Below are 15865 nucleotides of genomic sequence, written 5' to 3'. Positions count from 1 at the left end.
CGAGCCATTGCGGCCCCGGGGGCGAAGCCCCCGGGGCCGCTGCTCTATGCCGTCCTGTCGGGACCGGCCACAATCGCGTTAGACTTCAGGTACCGCATTCGATGTGAAGGAGAACGCGACAATGGCGTCACAACCGATTGATGTCCATATTCGGGAAGTCGGACCGCGCGACGGACTCCAAAACGAGCCGCCCATCGCGACCGACCAGAAAATCGAGCTCATCAACGCTCTTTCCCGCACCGGCCACCAGCGCGTCGAAGCCGTCAGCTTCGTACACCCCAAGGCGATTCCCCAAATGGCCGACGCCGACGAAGTATGGAGCAAGGTCGACCGCAACCCCGACGTCCTCTACAGCGCCCTGATCCCCAATCTGCGTGGGCTGCAACGGGCCATCGACGCGGGATTCAAAGAGGTCAACGTCGTGCTGTCGGCCTCCGACACGCACAACCGCGCCAATCTCAACCGTCCCACCGAGGACTCCGTGGCGGAACTGGACGCGCTCGTGGAACTCGCCCACGCCAATGACGTCTTCATCGAGCTGGTCATCGCCACCAGCTTCGGCTGCCCCTTCGAAGGGGACACCGACCCCAAGCGGGTTGCCGGGATCGTAGAGCGCGCCGAAGCCGCCGGAATCGACCGCATCGCCTTCGGCGACACCACCGGGATGGGCACGCCCAAGCGCGTCAAAGACCTGCTGGAGGCCGTCGACACCAATCTGCCGCGCCTCATGCACTTCCACAACACCCGAGGTACGGCTCTGGCCAATATCATGGTCGCGCTGGACTACGGGGTCGATCAGTTTGACGCCAGCGTCGGCGGGCTGGGTGGATGCCCCTACGCGCCCGGTGCGAGTGGCAACGTCGCGACCGAGGAAGTCGTCCACATGTTGCACGACATGGGCTACAACACCGGAATCGACCTGGACAAGCTGCTTGAGGTCGCCGAGATGGCCGAAGAGATGGTCGGCCACGAACTGCCCAGCGGTGTCTACAAGGCCGGACCGCGCACTCGTCTGGTCGAGCGCAGCTAAGCAGCGCTAACGCCGGAAACGGCGAACGTTCTCAAAACCGGGCAATGAACCTGAAATAGGGCGATTGCAGTGACAGGCACGGTAGAGGCGACGATCTACACCGTCGATGCCGTGCCTGATGAGGGCGTCGAAGATATGTGGGAGTTGCACATTGACGGCATCGGCTGCACGCAGACAGTGACAACCGTCAAGGCGAAACATATGGTGCGCGATTATCTCGATGTCATGGATATCTGTCCCTATGATGATGCTGATGTCGTTATTCGCTGGCATTTCACAGATGACGAGATTAACCGCCAATAAACTGCGACAAAAGATGCTTCTGAACGCCTAGCTACTACTAGCAGTCATGTTTCCGAGCTCTACCGAGATCTAATGGAGCTTCCCCCTACAACCCTTCCACCCATGTCTCCGCATTCGATTTCCCTCTGTCAGAAGCTGACAGGACTTCCTCCATGCGCATCAGAGTTTCGTGAAGTCCCGTGATCGCGTCGGAAACGAGACTGTTCGTCGATCCGTCAGTAGCACGTTCGATAAGGTCAAGAGCAGTCTCAGCGTTTCCCCGAGCGGCTTTAATTCTTGTGTCACAGTCGGCTCGCACGGAGTCAATGAGACCGTATACAGAAGACTTCAATTCGGCGACTGAATTGAACGATCCCACTGACGGGCCTGAACTTGAATTCATCCACGAGGTGAGATAGTGCTTCCCCGTCTCACCCAATACAGAGCCTGTTATGGCTCCTGCTCCAGCTCCGACCGGCCCCATGGCTTTGACTCCGCCAATTGCGCCTACAACGGAACCGACCGCCGATCCGAAGCCTTTAAACATGTCACCGGCGAACATGGGGCGGTTCTTTTCCGCCTCTTCACGGAATCGACGCTTCCGATTTTTTCGACCCTTGTTTTGGTAACGTCCGCTCATTTCGCAGGCTCCCAATGACCCAAGAACATTGCGTTCACCATTGCCATCGCCGGAAGTATCGCCTCTGCGACATTGAGCGCGGAGCCGCCGTCGGAATATTCGGCCAACTGCTCACACGCATGCCACATGGATCGGTCGCGGTATGACCCAGACCAGACGGCCCGCTCCCAACCGTCAAGGTCCAGCCAATCACCGGAGGCGTCACCGATACGGAACAAATCCGAGTCATCCGGTGACGAACCATAAGAGACACCCGATGGAACCATGATGTGTTGTCGAAGAACCGTTTCGATTCCAGCTCCGTCGGGATCGAACTCTACAAGCGCGTGAAGCGACGTTAGACGGTCGACAGTCTGCTGAACCTTGTAGCGGTCCATCTTGTCCACGTCAGATAGCACCCTTTTGGTGAGACGTTCCCGATCGAACTTCAATTCGCCTTGTGTAGCGGTCTCGGAGTGGGCGATATTCCATACCGCCCAGGAGGGCTCGTCCAACAACTCAATCTCGTCACCGATGAGAAGCTCGTAGTGGTCTATTCCGTACTTCTCGTTGAGAACCGGGCCGAGAGATTTTCCCACGGGGATAATGATGGGCGTCATCCTGCGGCCTCCTAGATGCTGTTCTCGTACTGTTCGACTACGGAAATAATCTGGTCAATTACAGCATTAATGGACTCCGATTCCTGTCTGCAACGCCCGAAGTCGCTGGCGGCTTCCGTTCCCTCTGAGGCGCTGGAGCCGTCGGCCACAAGGTTGAAGGCACCTTGATGTTGTTCAAACGCGGTAACACTGGAACTGAGCGCGCTCTGGGCGTGGCGCAGCTGTTCTACGGCGTTCTTGAGGTCGAGCTTGACCGTAAACGTCATATACGTGCTCCATAGGTCCGATGATCTAAGCCACGTCTGTACTAGTCAACCTAGAGACATCTCATTGGAAATACATATAAAGAAGCTTCGTTTTAAAGCGTAGCAAAATGACGCCAGACTGTATTCGAAGCGGACCTTGCGAATCTAAACGCAGATACATGTTCCGGGAAAGCGGTCACCTGTCTCGGAGACAATCGATGTCCCAGTTCAGCACGTTTGAACGAGATAACACAAAGTAGATTTACTGCATCGAAGAGATATCGATACTGGGAGTGAATACACCTGTAAGTGTAGAAGCTGCTCAACAAATGAGTCGGGTATTTGACACCTGGCTCGGGTTTTTGTTTGCGCGACACGCGCTTGTGATTGTTGACTATGTGTTAGCAATACGCGACACTAACGATCGCTGGGTGATCCCGATGATCTCCCGGGGTCTTAGGCAAGCATCTAGTTTGCCGACGACAGCGACTCGCCAGACCTAGCTAGCAACTTGAGACTGGCGAGTCGCCCCCAACTACAAAACCTCGAAAGGAGGTCTCGTGTTCTCACACATGGTAGTGCATTCGCACGTTCAATTCCAGTCACGAGCCGGTGTCACCGGGCGCGTCAGTTACTACTAACCCGCCGCCTGACCGGCATATTCACCATAATCACCGTTTATACCAGCTAATTCCCAATCCGCGTGTGTCCAAAGAACGGACGGCCACGGTCGCCTTGAGGACACGCGGCTATCCCGTCATGCCCACAAAGCGGGCCACGAGTGAACTCAAACCACTCATGCCTCTGCTTTGGGAATGGTCGTTGAAATGCGGGGTTCGACTGGAAACGCGGTGATTGGTGGAGCCGGCTCAATTCGACTGCCTCTTTGTTTCTCACCTATCCCCCGATCCCCGGGGAGAATGGAGATCACCGACATGCCTCAACTGATAGGCACTGTGACGTGGGAAGGCTCCCGCGTCGACATTGTTCAACACTTCGGACGACAAACCCTATGGGTCACCGTGGACGGCAAACTGGCCGCGCTCGTCCACACGTCCGGAACTCGCCTCCGTCCACATAACAACTGGACGATTCTTGACGAAATCCAATCCTGGTTCATGCGCCTCGCCGCTACCGCACAGACCAACCAGGTTCGCGTCTGTCCAGACATCGAACCGACGACACCGGCCGAATCCTCCGACCACGACAGGGAACCGACCTCACCAGCTGGTCGAGATGCCAGTCCGAACCCGTCGGTCGGTCGTGATGTGGAGGCGGTGCAATGAACATCGACTCTCACAACCTGTTCGCCCTCTACGAGGTCATTCTCATCGCCTACCTAGTGGCGGTACCAATGATCTTGGTCCACGACCGAGTCCGGGATAAGCGTTCAGGCATCACCGCCGTCGCCACAACATCCCAGAAAGACACCACAAGCACCAGTCGTTGGCCACGTGTCACTACCACCAGAACAAACACCTATTGTCCTGGTTTCGATTCACACACATCGCATCGTCGTGAATCCCACCGTCACCATGTTCCGTTGAACGGGAGAGGCGATCACCGTACACCGCAACAGAACGATTCGGTCGAGCCCGACAGCACCAGATGGTCAACCACGCACCAGAACCACATTGGTCACCAGCATAACCGGCCCGACCAAGACCCGTGGTCACAGTACTCGCACGGCAACAGTTCAGGACGTCACCGCGCGACCGAGACGGACACGGCCAATCGTGAATCAGCCGAAGGACATACCCTCACACTGCCGGTCGGCAACTACCGTCCCGAGGCTCGCCATGCCACCGACGCTGCCCTCATCAGCCACGACAGGAGAGACCGACAAGCAACGGTCCGCTCATCGCAAGGGCGGCATACGGTAGCGAAACGAGCAGCCTCCCACCTTACCAAGTCGCCGCACCCGTCGCGGGGGTTGGAGCGGTGGAACACGGTCAGTCAACCTGTCACCTACTACAGCAGTGCCTACCAGCGCCCCGCCCACCAGACAAAACACAAAACCCACCACCGGCCCACCAGCCAACCATTGAGCAGACAACGCTCCACCTACCAGTGGCCCACCTACCGCAGAACAGCGTTGTCTCGCCCGTATACCCACGTGCGAAAACCCGGGTCAAGCTCGGCATCATCCCGGCCGTCAGTGTATGAACGCCAAGAGATCCCGGTGCAACGCCACCGAACGAGCCCTGAGACACCAACGGAAACAACAGAAGTAGAAAGCGACTATCCCACCCACGGACCGGTGTTGACCACGATTCCCTGGCGGGACTACCGCATCGAGGCGCGGCAAGCCTCATTCAGATCAGCCACCCTCCTTGCCATTGGCCCCGACAGGACGCCGACGGTGTTGGGTGCGGTGCAGTGGGACGCCCAAGCCTGCCACTCGCCCACCTGGACCGGCAGACCCGCCCAACAACAACTCGTACCACGGGACAGCCGGGAATCGATGCAACTCACCGACCGCCTCCTCCAAGCAGTCGAAGCGGTCTGCCACCGACAAACCACAACACCACCGCGACACGACAACCACGAACCAAACACCGCCAACCCGCCAACACCAATACACACACCAACACAGAGACAACCACAAGCGACGATGCCAGCACAACCACGACACAGACACCAACAGACACACACCCGACCGCCAGCAACAACACGAACGAAAACAGAAGTAAGAGCGCAGACACAGGCGGAGGCGGTGAATGCTTATGTCGGTTCGTTATCTCCCCATCGGGACGTTCAACCTCGGCACCATCACCCACGAGTCCTACCGATTCCACGGACGACTCGACGTAGCCTCTTCCAACGTGTTCCTGTTCCTCACCACCAACCACACCAATCCCGACTCTGGGGACGAGCCTGGCGTGGGCAGCGGTGACTTTCAGAGCCTGTCGGACAAGCTGCACGATGACAGTGTGATTGTGGAGTACCGACCTCCGGACGTGTTGGCCAACTGCACCAACCCACTCACACCCACCATCGTGCTCTACGACGACCGACTCTTCCAACACACCATCACCGACGCCGGATGGATCCACCGACTCGCCCACACACTCCACCAAACGGTGACACCACACCTCGACCCCGACCGGACACAACCGAAAGGACACCGTCTACCCGGACAACGCCACAACAAGTGGCGACCCACATGATCCCGTCACCAACCAACGAACCCGCGCCGAAACAACACGTCCGCCAATGTGCGTCGCGTTGCGGTTCATGATCTTTACTCCCGGTTCTCTCGCCCGGTAACCGGCGCTGCGGGAGAGAGAACCCCGGTCCTGTCGGGGCTCAGATAGGTGGGCAGCCCCGACAGGACCCCTATTCGTGTGTGGAGAGTGGCTGCACCGTTCGTGTGCAGCCACCGAATCGATTCTGAATCGGATTGCGGCCAGATATAGGACCTAATTCAATAACATTCCAGAATGGTGCAGTTTTCTGTGCATAAGGAATACTGACTCAAGGTGAAAGGTGCAACGTCGTGGAAACGATTACGGCAACTGAAGCCCGAAAGAACTGGTTGCAGCTGATTAAGCGTGTCAATGATTAGCATGCTGCGGTACGGATTACGTCGACATACGGCAATGCCGTGTTGCTCAGTGAAGAGGACTACGAGGCCTGGCAGGAGACGATGTTTCTGCTGCGGTCGCGCAAGAACGCCGAGCGATTGATGCAGTCGATACAAGAGGCCGACAGGGGCAACAGTCCTGCCGAGCGCGCCTGCGACGCTGCGAATTCGTATGAGGGGAACCGAAAACCCGGTTCGGTACTCTAAGGAGGACACCGACTTGGCGTTTCGAAAGGGAAACCATGTACGACAACCAGCAGCAGCCGCCTTCTGGGCAACCGCCACAACAACCTCCGGGGCCGCCGCCCGGTATGCCTCCGGGACAACAGCCCTATCAGCAACCACAACCGTCAAAAAGCGGTGTCCCGTTCTGGGTCTGGCTGAACGCCTCCGTCCTGGTGCTTCTGCTCGCCGGGGGAGGAGCGTACTTTTACCTCAGCCAAGATTCCGACGACAAGGATTCGGACGGCGAATCGTCAGCGGAGGGATTCGACGCCGATAATCCGCCCGACGGGCTGACCGACTTCACGGCGCCGTATCAAGGCATGTGGGAAATCCAGGACCTCATCGAGAACGAGGAACTGGAAGCCGAAGAACTCGATCACCCCTGGGTCGTGCAGCTCGACCATCTCGATAAAGATGAACTCTCGGTCGATCTGGAGGAACTGGAAGAAGATACCGAGCTTGACTTGGGTGATACCGACAGCAGCGAGGCCGACTTCGACGGCTATGCCACGTCTCCCGCGACAGGTGGGCCGCACCTGTCGGTCTGGCAGAGCTGCGACGGAAAAGTCTACGACGCCCCTGTACACGAAGGCAATGCCGTGCACAGCCTAGAGCACGGGGCCGTCTGGATCACCTACCACCCGGACGAGTTGCCTCAGTCGGACATCGACACGCTTGCCGAGCTCGTCGGCGGAGGCGATTACCTCTTCATGAGTCCGTATCCGGAACTCGATTCGCCCGTCTCACTACAGTCGTGGGGTGTGCAGATGAAGCTTGATGAGCTCGACACGGGAATGGTCGAAAGTTACCTGGACGCCTATCGGCAGAACCCCGACTACACGCCCGAACCGGGCGCCGTCTGCAGCCGGGGCAACAAAACGACGGTCTAGTACTCCATGAGTTGCCGGGCGGCTTCGGCGAACGATCCCGATACCGAGGGGTAAATCGTTAGCGTGCGGGCGTACTGCTCTACGGTGAGACGCTGTTCCACCGCGATCGCCACGGGGTGAATCAATTCGCCCGCACGGCTCGCTACGACGACACCACCGGCGACGATTCCCGATGCCCGCCACACGAAGAGCTTGACGAAACCACGTGAGCGGTTCAGCATTTTGGCGCGCGGGTTCGACGACAGTGGAACCTTCACGACCCGGCAGTCGACCTTGCCGTTGTCCACATCGCCTTGAGTGACGCCGACGGTGGCCAATTCGGGGTCGGAGAAGACGTTCGAGGCGACGTTGCGCAGTTTGATCGGGCGGACCGCCTCGCCCAAGGCGTGCCAGACGGCGATGCGACCCTGCATGGCCGCTACCGAGGCCAAGGCGTGGACGCCGGTGAGGTCACCGGCGGCGTAGATTCCCGGAACGTTGGTGCGCGAGACCTTGTCGACGGGGACGTGCCCGCGTTCGTTGAGAGCCACGCCGACCGATTCCAAGCCCAGGCCTTCCGAATTCGGTACCGATCCGACCGTGATCAATGCGTGGGAGCCGTTGATGAGCGTTCCGTCCGACAGTTCCACTTCAACGCCCGAGTCGGTACGGCGTACCCCGTTGGCGCGGGCGTGAGAACGGATGTCCATGCCCCGGTCGCGGAATACCGACTCGATCGCCTCGGCGGCGTCGCGGTCCTCGTGCGGCATGACGCGGTCGCGGGAGGAGATCAAGGTGACCCGTGAACCGGTGGCCAGGTAGGCGGAGGCGAATTCGGCACCGGTAACACCAGACCCCACTACGATCAGGTGTTCGGGGAGCTCGTCCAGTTCATACAGCTCGCGGCAGGTGATGATGCGTTCGCCGTCGATGGGGGTGCTGGGCAGTACCCGGGGAGTCGCGCCGGTCGCCAGGAGAACCACGTCGGCGCTGAAAGAATAGGCGTCGCCCTCGTGTGGTTTGACTTCGACCAGGTGGCGGTGCCCTTCGGCCCCGAAGAGTGAAGCCTTGCCGTGTACGAGGTTGACGCCGGCCGTGGTGAGTTTCCCGGCGATGTCACTCGACTGCTGTGAGGCGAGGTGCTGCACGCGCGCGTTGACGGCCTTGGCGTTGACGGTCGGACGGGGCGATTCCACACCCAAGTCACCGGCTTCGTCGATTTCGGTGACGGCGTTGGAGGTGGCGATGAAGGTCTTTGAGGGGACGCAGTCGGTCAAGACGCAGGCCCCTCCCGCGCCCGTGGACTCCACGAGTGTTACCTCGGCATTCAACTGTGCCGCCACCAGGGCCGCTTCGTATCCTGCCGGTCCGCCCCCGATGATCGCTACACGTGGCACGGGCTTCCACCTTTCTGGCGTTGCTGCTGTTTGAATCGGTGTTTAAAGAGTATCTTTAGGGTGTGATTCTCTACGCGGCGTATGGCTCAAACCTTGACCCTGCTCGCATGCGCGGTACCTGTCCGCGCTCTCCCCTGATGGGCACGGGATGGTTGGAAGGTTGGCGATTGACTTTCGCCGGTGGTGATCTGGGCTGGGAATCAGCCGTCACCACCGTTGTGGAATCTCCGGTCGAAAGGGTGTTCACGGCTCTGTACGAGTTGGACTCTTTCGATCAGGGGGTGCTTGATGAGCTGGAGGGTTATACCGCAGGTCTGTACCGTCGGCTGCAAACTCACGCTACCACGACCGAGGGCATACAACCCGTATGGGTGTACGTTTTCGACGGTTTCGAGGGCGGTCTGCCGTCGCAGTGGTATTTGGACGAGTTGGTTCGTTCGGCGGAGGCGGGCGGAGCCCCCACCGAATACATCGACTCTCTGCGGAAGCGTCCGACCTCCGATTACGGTTTCTAGGACGCTGGTTCCACTCCCGAGCGGAACCAGCCGATATGTCTACAAGACCGGCGAGGCGGCAGCGGCCAAGACGGTGTGTGTCATGACTCGAACTCCGTAGGCCAGAGCCTTCTCGTCGATGTCGAAGTTGCCCTGGTGAATGTCGAGCTTTTCGCCGGGCCGTCCTACTCCGAGGCGGGCCATCGCACCGGGCACCTGCTCAAGGTAATAGGCGAAGTCTTCGCCTCCCATGGAGGCGGGAGCTTCGGCGACGGCGTGCTGTCCGAGAGCCGCAGAGGTGGCCCCGGCGAAGGTGGCGGCGGCGGAACGGTCGTTGACCACTGGCGGAACGCCGCGCGTGTACGTGATGTCGCAGGTGGCCCCGGCGGCAGCGGCGACGTTGCGCGTGACGTCTTGGACCAGACGCGGGACCTCCTCGCTCATTTCGCGTCCCTGCATGCGGATGGTGGCCTTGGCGGAGGCCTTCTGCGGAATCGCATTGGCCGCCTCACCGGCCTGGACCGAGCCGAAGACGATCGCGACGTTCTGTCGCGGATCGAGCAGGCGGTTGACGATGGAGGGAACCTCCACCACCACACGGCTGATGGCGTCGCACAGATCGGTGGTGAGGTGAGGGCGGGACGTGTGGCCGCCGCGCCCGGTCATGTTCACCTCCATCAGATCGCAGGCGGCGGTCAGCCCACCGTTGCGGATGCCGACCTGACCGGCGAGGAAGTTCGGGTCGCAGTGGAAGGCGAAAGCCGCCGACACGTCTTGGAGCGCACCGTGCTTGATCATGGTCGGCGCTCCGGACGGGAACCGTTCCTCGCTGGGTTGAAAGATCAGTCGAAAGCGCCCGTGCAGTTCACCGCGAGCGGCGAGTGCGCCCAGAACCTTGCCGACGCCCAGGACGATGGAGGTGTGGGCGTCGTGGCCGCAGGCGTGGCAGACGCCGTCCACGGTCGAACGGTACGGCACTTGTTTGGGATCGTGAATCGGAAGGGCGTCCATGTCGGCTCGAATCGCGATGACCTGGTCGCCGTCGCCGATGTCGCAGGTGAGACCGGTTCCATCGGGAATCATCTCCGGCTTGAGCCCGGCTTCGCGCAGTTCGTCCGCGACGTAGGCGGCCGTGTCCTGCTCTTGGCGGGACAGCCGGGGATTGGCGTGAATATGGCGCCGGACGCGCACGAGGTCGGAGTAGTGTTCGCTGATCCAGCCGTCGAGGAAGTCGGGAAGCGTGAACGTTGACATGGTGCCTTCCGCCTTGGATGAGTCCGCCTTCTGATTGGCCGGAGCGGTCGGGTCGGCGGCGTCGGTCGCACTCTGAGCCGCGCCGTTCGAGACCGGAAGCGCTTCAGGGGCGGAAGTCGGGTGTGTGCCGAGCGGTTCGGTTTCGGTCGATTCGTTCTCGGTCAGAGGGTTGGGCTTTTCAGGCAGGTTCAGATTCGATGTGGTGTTGTTTTCCGCTTTGAGCGTCTCCATTATGGCTTCGCGCCTCTCAAAAATCGCGAGTTGAGTCCAACCAGAGCCTGAAAGGGTATGTCTGATTAAACCTGATTAATTTCGGCCTGTCCTGAGAGTTCGTCAAATAGCCGACAGTTGCCTCCGATATCGGAGGCGAAGACGGTATCGTTTTGAGACGAACGTTTACCGGTCAGGGCGACGAATCGTCTCCTTGGTGTCCGGCAGATCGTCAGGTAGCTGTCACGCGGTCGAGCGCCACCAAAGCCAGGGTTCATGAGGCGTGTGCCCGGACGGTCACCGGTGATGACGTATCCGACGGTGGTTCGTCGCAGCGACCGCAATCGTGTCGACTGATTCGAGCTGTTGTACCCCAAACAAGTTCGACATGATGCTTAACGCGACAACAGGTCGAAAGTTACGGCTCCATTGGGACCTTTCTCTGTGGGCTTCTCTTTGGTACGTCCTCGGTGGTCGAGGCTTACTGTATGGACGACTTGAGCGCGGGCCCATGACGCCGATCCGAGGGAGTATCGAAGATTCTTCGGTCGTGAGGTCGAGACGGCTCTGGGGTGAGGGACCTGCGCACCGGGCGGGCTCACCGACTTCCGGAGAAGCGGCACCCGGCAGGGATGGGACGTAGGTGGAACGCGTCGGGTCGTGGCGTCTGCGACGGTGGAGAAACAATTTCCTCATGTGAGTGCTCCGCATCGCAGTCGACCCCGTGGGGACGACCGTAGCGCGACCTCCTGAAGTCGTGCGTCGGCCTCAACGGTTTCAGCCTAACGAATCGCTGCCGGTAATCGGACAACAGACTTATGGTTTTCCGTGTGCCGATCGCTTGTTGACGGTGAGGCAGGTCCTAATGCCGACCGGCTGTCGCTCAGGCACCCTGGAGACATGGATTCACAGCCGTCCTCCAACTCAGCGACCGCCGGTGCGACCGAGCCCTCTCGTCAGCCCTGGATTGTGGGGATTACCGGAGCGTCGGGTTCCCTGTACGCCGCCGCCGTACTGCGTGCGTTGATCCAGGCGGGGCATCCGGTGGATTTGATCATTTCCAAGGCGGCGCGACTGACCCTGTTGGATGAGACGGGACGGAATCTTCGCGACCGGCAGTGGAAGGACGACGTGGCCGCTTGGCTGGGCATCGATCTGGCGACGGCGGATCTGCGGTATTGGAGAGCCGATGATTTCGCGGCCGGTCCGTCCTCGGGCTCGTATCGGGCGCGAGGTTTGATCGTCGTACCGGCGACGGCCGCTGCCTGCGCGGGAATCGCGCTCGGACTGTCGAAGGATTTGATTCAACGAGCCGGTGAGGTCAATCTCAAGGAAGGACGTCCCGTCATCGTCGTTCCTCGGGAGACTCCGGCTTCCCGGTCGCATCTGCAGAATCTGTTGGAGCTGCACGATGTCGGCGCTGCGGTGGTGCCGGCGACCCCGGCCTTCTATGCGGGAAGCAGGGATCTGCAGCAGGTGGTGGACTTTTTGGCGGGCCGGATTCTGGATGTGGCTGCGGTCGATCATGACCTGTATAAACGTTGGAACGGGACACTTGGAGCGGCGCGGCAGTAAACCCGGCTCCACTTCGGGGACGCGCCACGGCGTCCCCGACGGCTTGAAGGTGCGCGGGACCAGGCCGCTATTGGGCGGGTCGCTGTCCTTCCGACGGGGCGGGCATACCCTCCCCCGGCAGCGCATTGACGATATCCGGGTTGCCGTTAAGCAGGGCGTACACCTCGGATTCGCGGAAGCGTCGGTGGCCTCCAGGAGTCCGAATCGAGCCGATCCGGCCAGCGGCAGCCCAGCGTGTCACCGTTTTGGGGTCAACACGAAATAGTGCGGCCACTTCACCCGGCGTCAGGAGTCGGTCGTCGGTTTCCATTTATGTATCCTCCCCGTTTTGTGCAGTTCCGTGGAACTGCGCTCATATACCAGCCTATTGATGAGGCTGCTCAGTAAGTATCGCGAGGCGTTCAATCCCGTGAACCTCGTGCCCATATCTCATTCCATTGAGGCATGTTCGCTACTTCCTGATGAATACTCACATAGTGCGGTTATTCCCATTACAACACTTTTACGTCAAAACCGCCATGAGTTCTTGGACATACTTTTGAGCGGTACGTTAGCTGAAATACCTGCAGGGTGTGGAGCTTACATAAATACGATTGTGTCATTACGCGAACCGGACAAGTACCGTAGCATGTTCTGTCATCACCTGAGGCGGAAACGTAACTTGACCGATTTTAAAGGCGTATATAAGGGACGAAGTCAGTTACGTTGTGTTTTGACTCAAACGCACTATTATTGGGTCCCGAAATGCACCCGCCTGAGAAAACTTCGTTACAGGAGGAGGTTGTGGCGGCAACGATCGGTACCAAGAATGAGTTGAGATTGTCCCACCCGGGTTTCGCCGTCCCGCTTGGCAACGACCGTCCGCGCTATGCTCGGTGCTGTGGACAGCATCGACTCCCAAATCATTGATCTCCTTCGGGAGGACGGCCGGATCTCCTACGCCGAGCTGGCCAGACAGGTCGGATTGACCGCCCCTTCCGTACAGGACCGTGTCACGAAATTGGAAAAAGCCAATATCATCACCGGATTTCGCGCCGTCGTGGACCACAGCGCCATCGGAACTCCGGTCACCGCCCTGATCGGACTGGTGACGAACTCGGCGCGCAACTACTCCGACATCACCGAACAGCTCTCGCAGATCGAAGAGATCGAAGACTGCTACTTCCTGGCCGGTGAAGAATGCTACATGCTGAAAGTCCGCGTCGCCGAAATCGAGGACCTGGAGCGCCTGATCGAACAACTCGGGCGCATTGACGGCGTCTCCCGCACCCGTACTACGATTACCCTGTCCACCAAATGGGAAGGACGTCCTAAGCTGTTGACCCCAGAGGAGTAACGACGCCATGCACCTCATCGACCGTTCCCTGGACCGCAGCTGGACGGACTGGGCAATCACCACCGTGGAGGCCGACGCCAACCGCAGCGCCGACACCCACCTCCTGCCCTTCCCCCTGCCCACGGAATGGGGCATCGACCTCTACCTCAAAGACGAATCGGTCCACCCGACCGGATCGCTGAAACACCGCCTGGCCAGATCGCTCTTCCTGTACGCCGTCTGCAACGGCTGGGTCGTTCGCGACACCCCGGTCATCGAAGCGTCGTCCGGGTCGACCGCCGTCAGCGAAGCCTACTTCGCCCGCATGCTGAACCTCCCGTTCATCGCCGTCATGCCCTCCTCCACCTCACGAGCCAAAATCTCCCAAATCGAGTTCTACGGAGGACAGGCCCATCTGGTCGACGACGGCACCCAGGTCGTAGCGGAAGCCCGCGCCCTGGCCAACAAGGTCAACGGGCACTTCATGGACCAGTTCACCTACGCCGAACGCGCCACCGACTGGCGGGGAAACAACAACATCGCCGAATCCATCTACGAACAGATGGAACTGGAGAAACACCCGATACCCGACTGGATCGTGGTGGGAGCCGGAACCGGCGGAACCTCCGCCACCATCGGACGCTACGTCCGCTACAAACGCCACCACACCCGGCTGTGCGTGGTCGACCCGGAAAACAGCGCCTTCTTCGCCTCCTGGCGCGACCACGATCCCGCCGTCGAAGCACCCAGCAGTCGCATCGAAGGAATCGGCCGTCCCACCGTGGAAGCCTCCTTCATACCCAGCCTGGTGGACGCCATGGTGAAAGTCGACGACGCCGAATCGATATACCTACTGCGCTGGGCCTCCAAACGCCTCGGCCGCCCCCTGGGCGGATCGACCGGAACCAACCTCGTCGCCGTCTTCCAACTGATAGCCCAGATGCGGGAAAACGGTGACACCGGCAGCATCGTCAGCCTCATCTGCGACCCCGGGCAGCGCTACGCCACCACCTACTTCAACGATGAATGGATCGCCGACCACGACATCGACCTCACCGAAGCCGAAGAGCGTTTGAACCCACTGCTGCCTTAAGAATTGGGAATGAAACGGCCGTTGTACAGATCCCGCACCTGCCCGTGCCGCGACGTCGCCGTCCACGCCGCAGCGAACAACAGAACAAAGTTGAACAGGTAAAAGAACAACAGCAGACCGACCGCCGTGGACACCGCCTGATAAGCGGGCCGATCCGAGACATTGGAAATGAAAAGCCGACCGATCGTCTTCAAACCCTCCAAGCCGACCGCCACCATCAATGCCGCCGGAAGCACGCGCCGCAGCGACATCGACATGCGCGGCAACGCGATCAGCATCACCATTGCCAGAACCATATCGGTGATCAAAGCCGTCGCCAGCGACAAGACCGACAACAACGACGGCGAATCGATCACCGAATCCAAACTCAACCAGCCGACAATCGTGTGAAAACCCGCCGACGCGGCAATGGTCAACAACAGGAGAACCGACAACCCCGCCAAGACACCCAGGTCAATGAACCAACGCAAAAAGGGATTACCGGGTGCGCGTTCCAAACCCCAGACGTGCCGCACCGAATTGCGCACCGCCTGAACCCACGCCACCCCGGCGACGATCAAGGCCACGACCGCCAAGATCCCCACCTGCTGCCGAGACTCCTCCAACAAGCCGATGTCCACGATGGGAAGATTCTGCGCCAGCCACGACTCCACCGCCTGATAGATCGCGGGAACGTGCAACAGATAACCGAATACCGCCAGCGCCAGCAAGGACATGGAAAACGACGCGAAGAAGGCGTAATAGGCGATTGAAGCGGAGAGCAGACCGCCGTCGGTAGCCGCGAAGCGCTCGCCGGATCGCCAGGAATGGTCGGCGAACGGAGAGCGTTTGCGGACACGTTCGACGTACGCGTCGAACCACGCTCCAAGGTCGGGCGTTTTCACGTTGGGATTTTCTCAGAAAGCGATGCGCTCTGCGGGCATGCGCGGTGAAAAAGCAGTTCACACGACACTCGGATTCAGTGCGGTGAAGGTCACTTCACGGCGTTAGAGTGCAAGGCGCGATATCACCGGTAGGGACGTGCCGGTTTCAAAATCGGTACCGGACGACC

16 protein-coding genes and 1 pseudogene are annotated in these 15865 nt (G+C 59.8%); 10 read left to right on the top strand and 7 right to left on the bottom strand.

The features are described from left to right. Positions 1–121: 121 nt before the first annotated feature. Positions 122–1030 (top strand): hydroxymethylglutaryl-CoA lyase, encoded by a 909-nt coding sequence (locus HALAL_RS0104455; RefSeq protein WP_029767375.1) that lies wholly within the window; start codon positions 122–124, stop codon positions 1028–1030. A 69-nt stretch (positions 1031–1099) separates the two neighbouring features. Continuing rightward, entirely contained in the window at positions 1100–1333 is a 234-nt protein-coding gene (locus tag HALAL_RS0104450) for a hypothetical protein (protein WP_025272846.1), read from the top strand. Between the two features lie 615 nt (positions 1334–1948). Here HALAL_RS0104450 and HALAL_RS0104440 read toward each other — a convergent pair. Next, a complete protein-coding gene (locus HALAL_RS0104440) occupies positions 1949–2551 on the bottom strand; it encodes a hypothetical protein (RefSeq protein WP_025272844.1) in 603 nt (200 codons plus the stop codon). Between the two features lie 11 nt (positions 2552–2562). Continuing rightward, positions 2563–2817, bottom strand: coding sequence for a hypothetical protein (locus tag HALAL_RS0104435; protein ID WP_025272843.1), 255 nt, complete (start codon positions 2815–2817; stop codon positions 2563–2565). A gap of 914 nt (positions 2818–3731) precedes the next feature. Between HALAL_RS0104435 and HALAL_RS0104430 the strand changes: the two genes are divergently transcribed. The 4 genes and pseudogenes from HALAL_RS0104430 (at position 3732) to HALAL_RS17340 (ending at position 7497) form a co-directional block, all read left to right on the top strand. Beyond that, entirely contained in the window at positions 3732–4082 is a 351-nt protein-coding gene (locus HALAL_RS0104430) for a hypothetical protein (RefSeq protein ID WP_156937595.1), read from the top strand. A gap of 1434 nt (positions 4083–5516) precedes the next feature. Continuing rightward, positions 5517–5966, top strand: coding sequence for a hypothetical protein (locus tag HALAL_RS0104425; RefSeq protein ID WP_025272841.1), 450 nt, complete (start codon positions 5517–5519; stop codon positions 5964–5966). A 329-nt stretch (positions 5967–6295) separates the two neighbouring features. After that, positions 6296–6589 (top strand): annotated as a pseudogene (locus HALAL_RS19260) (type II toxin-antitoxin system Phd/YefM family antitoxin). Between the two features lie 35 nt (positions 6590–6624). Continuing rightward, complete coding sequence (locus tag HALAL_RS17340) at positions 6625–7497, top strand: thioredoxin-like domain-containing protein (RefSeq protein ID WP_025272840.1); 873 nt, start codon at positions 6625–6627, stop codon at positions 7495–7497. Here HALAL_RS17340 and HALAL_RS0104410 read toward each other — a convergent pair. Next, complete coding sequence (locus HALAL_RS0104410) at positions 7494–8873, bottom strand: NAD(P)H-quinone dehydrogenase (protein WP_025272839.1); 1380 nt, start codon at positions 8871–8873, stop codon at positions 7494–7496. The two genes, HALAL_RS17340 and HALAL_RS0104410, sit on opposite strands and share 4 nt — an antisense overlap. Positions 8874–8935: 62 nt before the next feature. Between HALAL_RS0104410 and HALAL_RS0104405 the strand changes: the two genes are divergently transcribed. Then, positions 8936–9388 (top strand): gamma-glutamylcyclotransferase family protein, encoded by a 453-nt coding sequence (locus HALAL_RS0104405; RefSeq protein WP_025272838.1) that lies wholly within the window; start codon positions 8936–8938, stop codon positions 9386–9388. Positions 9389–9427: 39 nt separating this feature from the next. Here the strand turns inward: HALAL_RS0104405 and HALAL_RS0104400 are convergent, their stop codons facing one another. After that, positions 9428–10621 carry an amidohydrolase gene (locus HALAL_RS0104400; RefSeq protein ID WP_035534945.1) on the bottom strand — a complete coding sequence of 398 codons (1194 nt, stop codon included), beginning with the start codon at positions 10619–10621 and terminating at the stop codon, positions 9428–9430. A gap of 296 nt (positions 10622–10917) precedes the next feature. Then, entirely contained in the window at positions 10918–11208 is a 291-nt protein-coding gene (locus HALAL_RS18785; RefSeq protein WP_035534358.1) for a hypothetical protein, read from the bottom strand. 523 nt (positions 11209–11731) lie between these two features. On the opposite strand from HALAL_RS18785, the gene HALAL_RS0104390 reads away from it, so the two are divergent. After that, positions 11732–12406, top strand: a complete 675-nt coding sequence (locus HALAL_RS0104390) for a UbiX family flavin prenyltransferase (RefSeq protein ID WP_025272835.1) — start codon at positions 11732–11734, stop codon at positions 12404–12406. A gap of 67 nt (positions 12407–12473) precedes the next feature. Here the strand turns inward: HALAL_RS0104390 and HALAL_RS16505 are convergent, their stop codons facing one another. After that, positions 12474–12716 carry a BldC family transcriptional regulator gene (locus tag HALAL_RS16505; RefSeq protein WP_025272834.1) on the bottom strand — a complete coding sequence of 81 codons (243 nt, stop codon included), beginning with the start codon at positions 12714–12716 and terminating at the stop codon, positions 12474–12476. 570 nt (positions 12717–13286) lie between these two features. Between HALAL_RS16505 and HALAL_RS0104380 the strand changes: the two genes are divergently transcribed. Together HALAL_RS0104380 and HALAL_RS0104375 are read left to right on the top strand one after the other, a co-directional pair. After that, the gene (locus tag HALAL_RS0104380) at positions 13287–13742 is read left to right on the top strand and encodes an Lrp/AsnC family transcriptional regulator (RefSeq protein WP_025272833.1); all 456 of its coding nucleotides are present in this window, start codon (positions 13287–13289) and stop codon (positions 13740–13742) included. Positions 13743–13749: 7 nt separating this feature from the next. Next, positions 13750–14814: a PLP-dependent cysteine synthase family protein gene (locus HALAL_RS0104375; RefSeq protein WP_025272832.1), complete on the top strand. Its 1065-nt coding sequence runs from the start codon at positions 13750–13752 to the stop codon at positions 14812–14814. On the opposite strand, the gene HALAL_RS0104370 is transcribed toward HALAL_RS0104375, so the two are convergent. Further along, positions 14811–15698, bottom strand: coding sequence for a YihY/virulence factor BrkB family protein (locus HALAL_RS0104370; RefSeq protein ID WP_025272831.1), 888 nt, complete (start codon positions 15696–15698; stop codon positions 14811–14813). The genes HALAL_RS0104375 and HALAL_RS0104370 overlap by 4 nt on opposite strands. Positions 15699–15865 lie beyond the last annotated feature (167 nt).

This window comes from Haloglycomyces albus DSM 45210 (assembly GCF_000527155.1).
Lineage (GTDB): Bacteria > Actinomycetota > Actinomycetes > Mycobacteriales > Micromonosporaceae > Haloglycomyces > Haloglycomyces albus.
The sequence above is the reverse complement of the archived record's forward strand: the minus strand, read 5'-3'. Positions and strand labels throughout refer to the sequence as shown.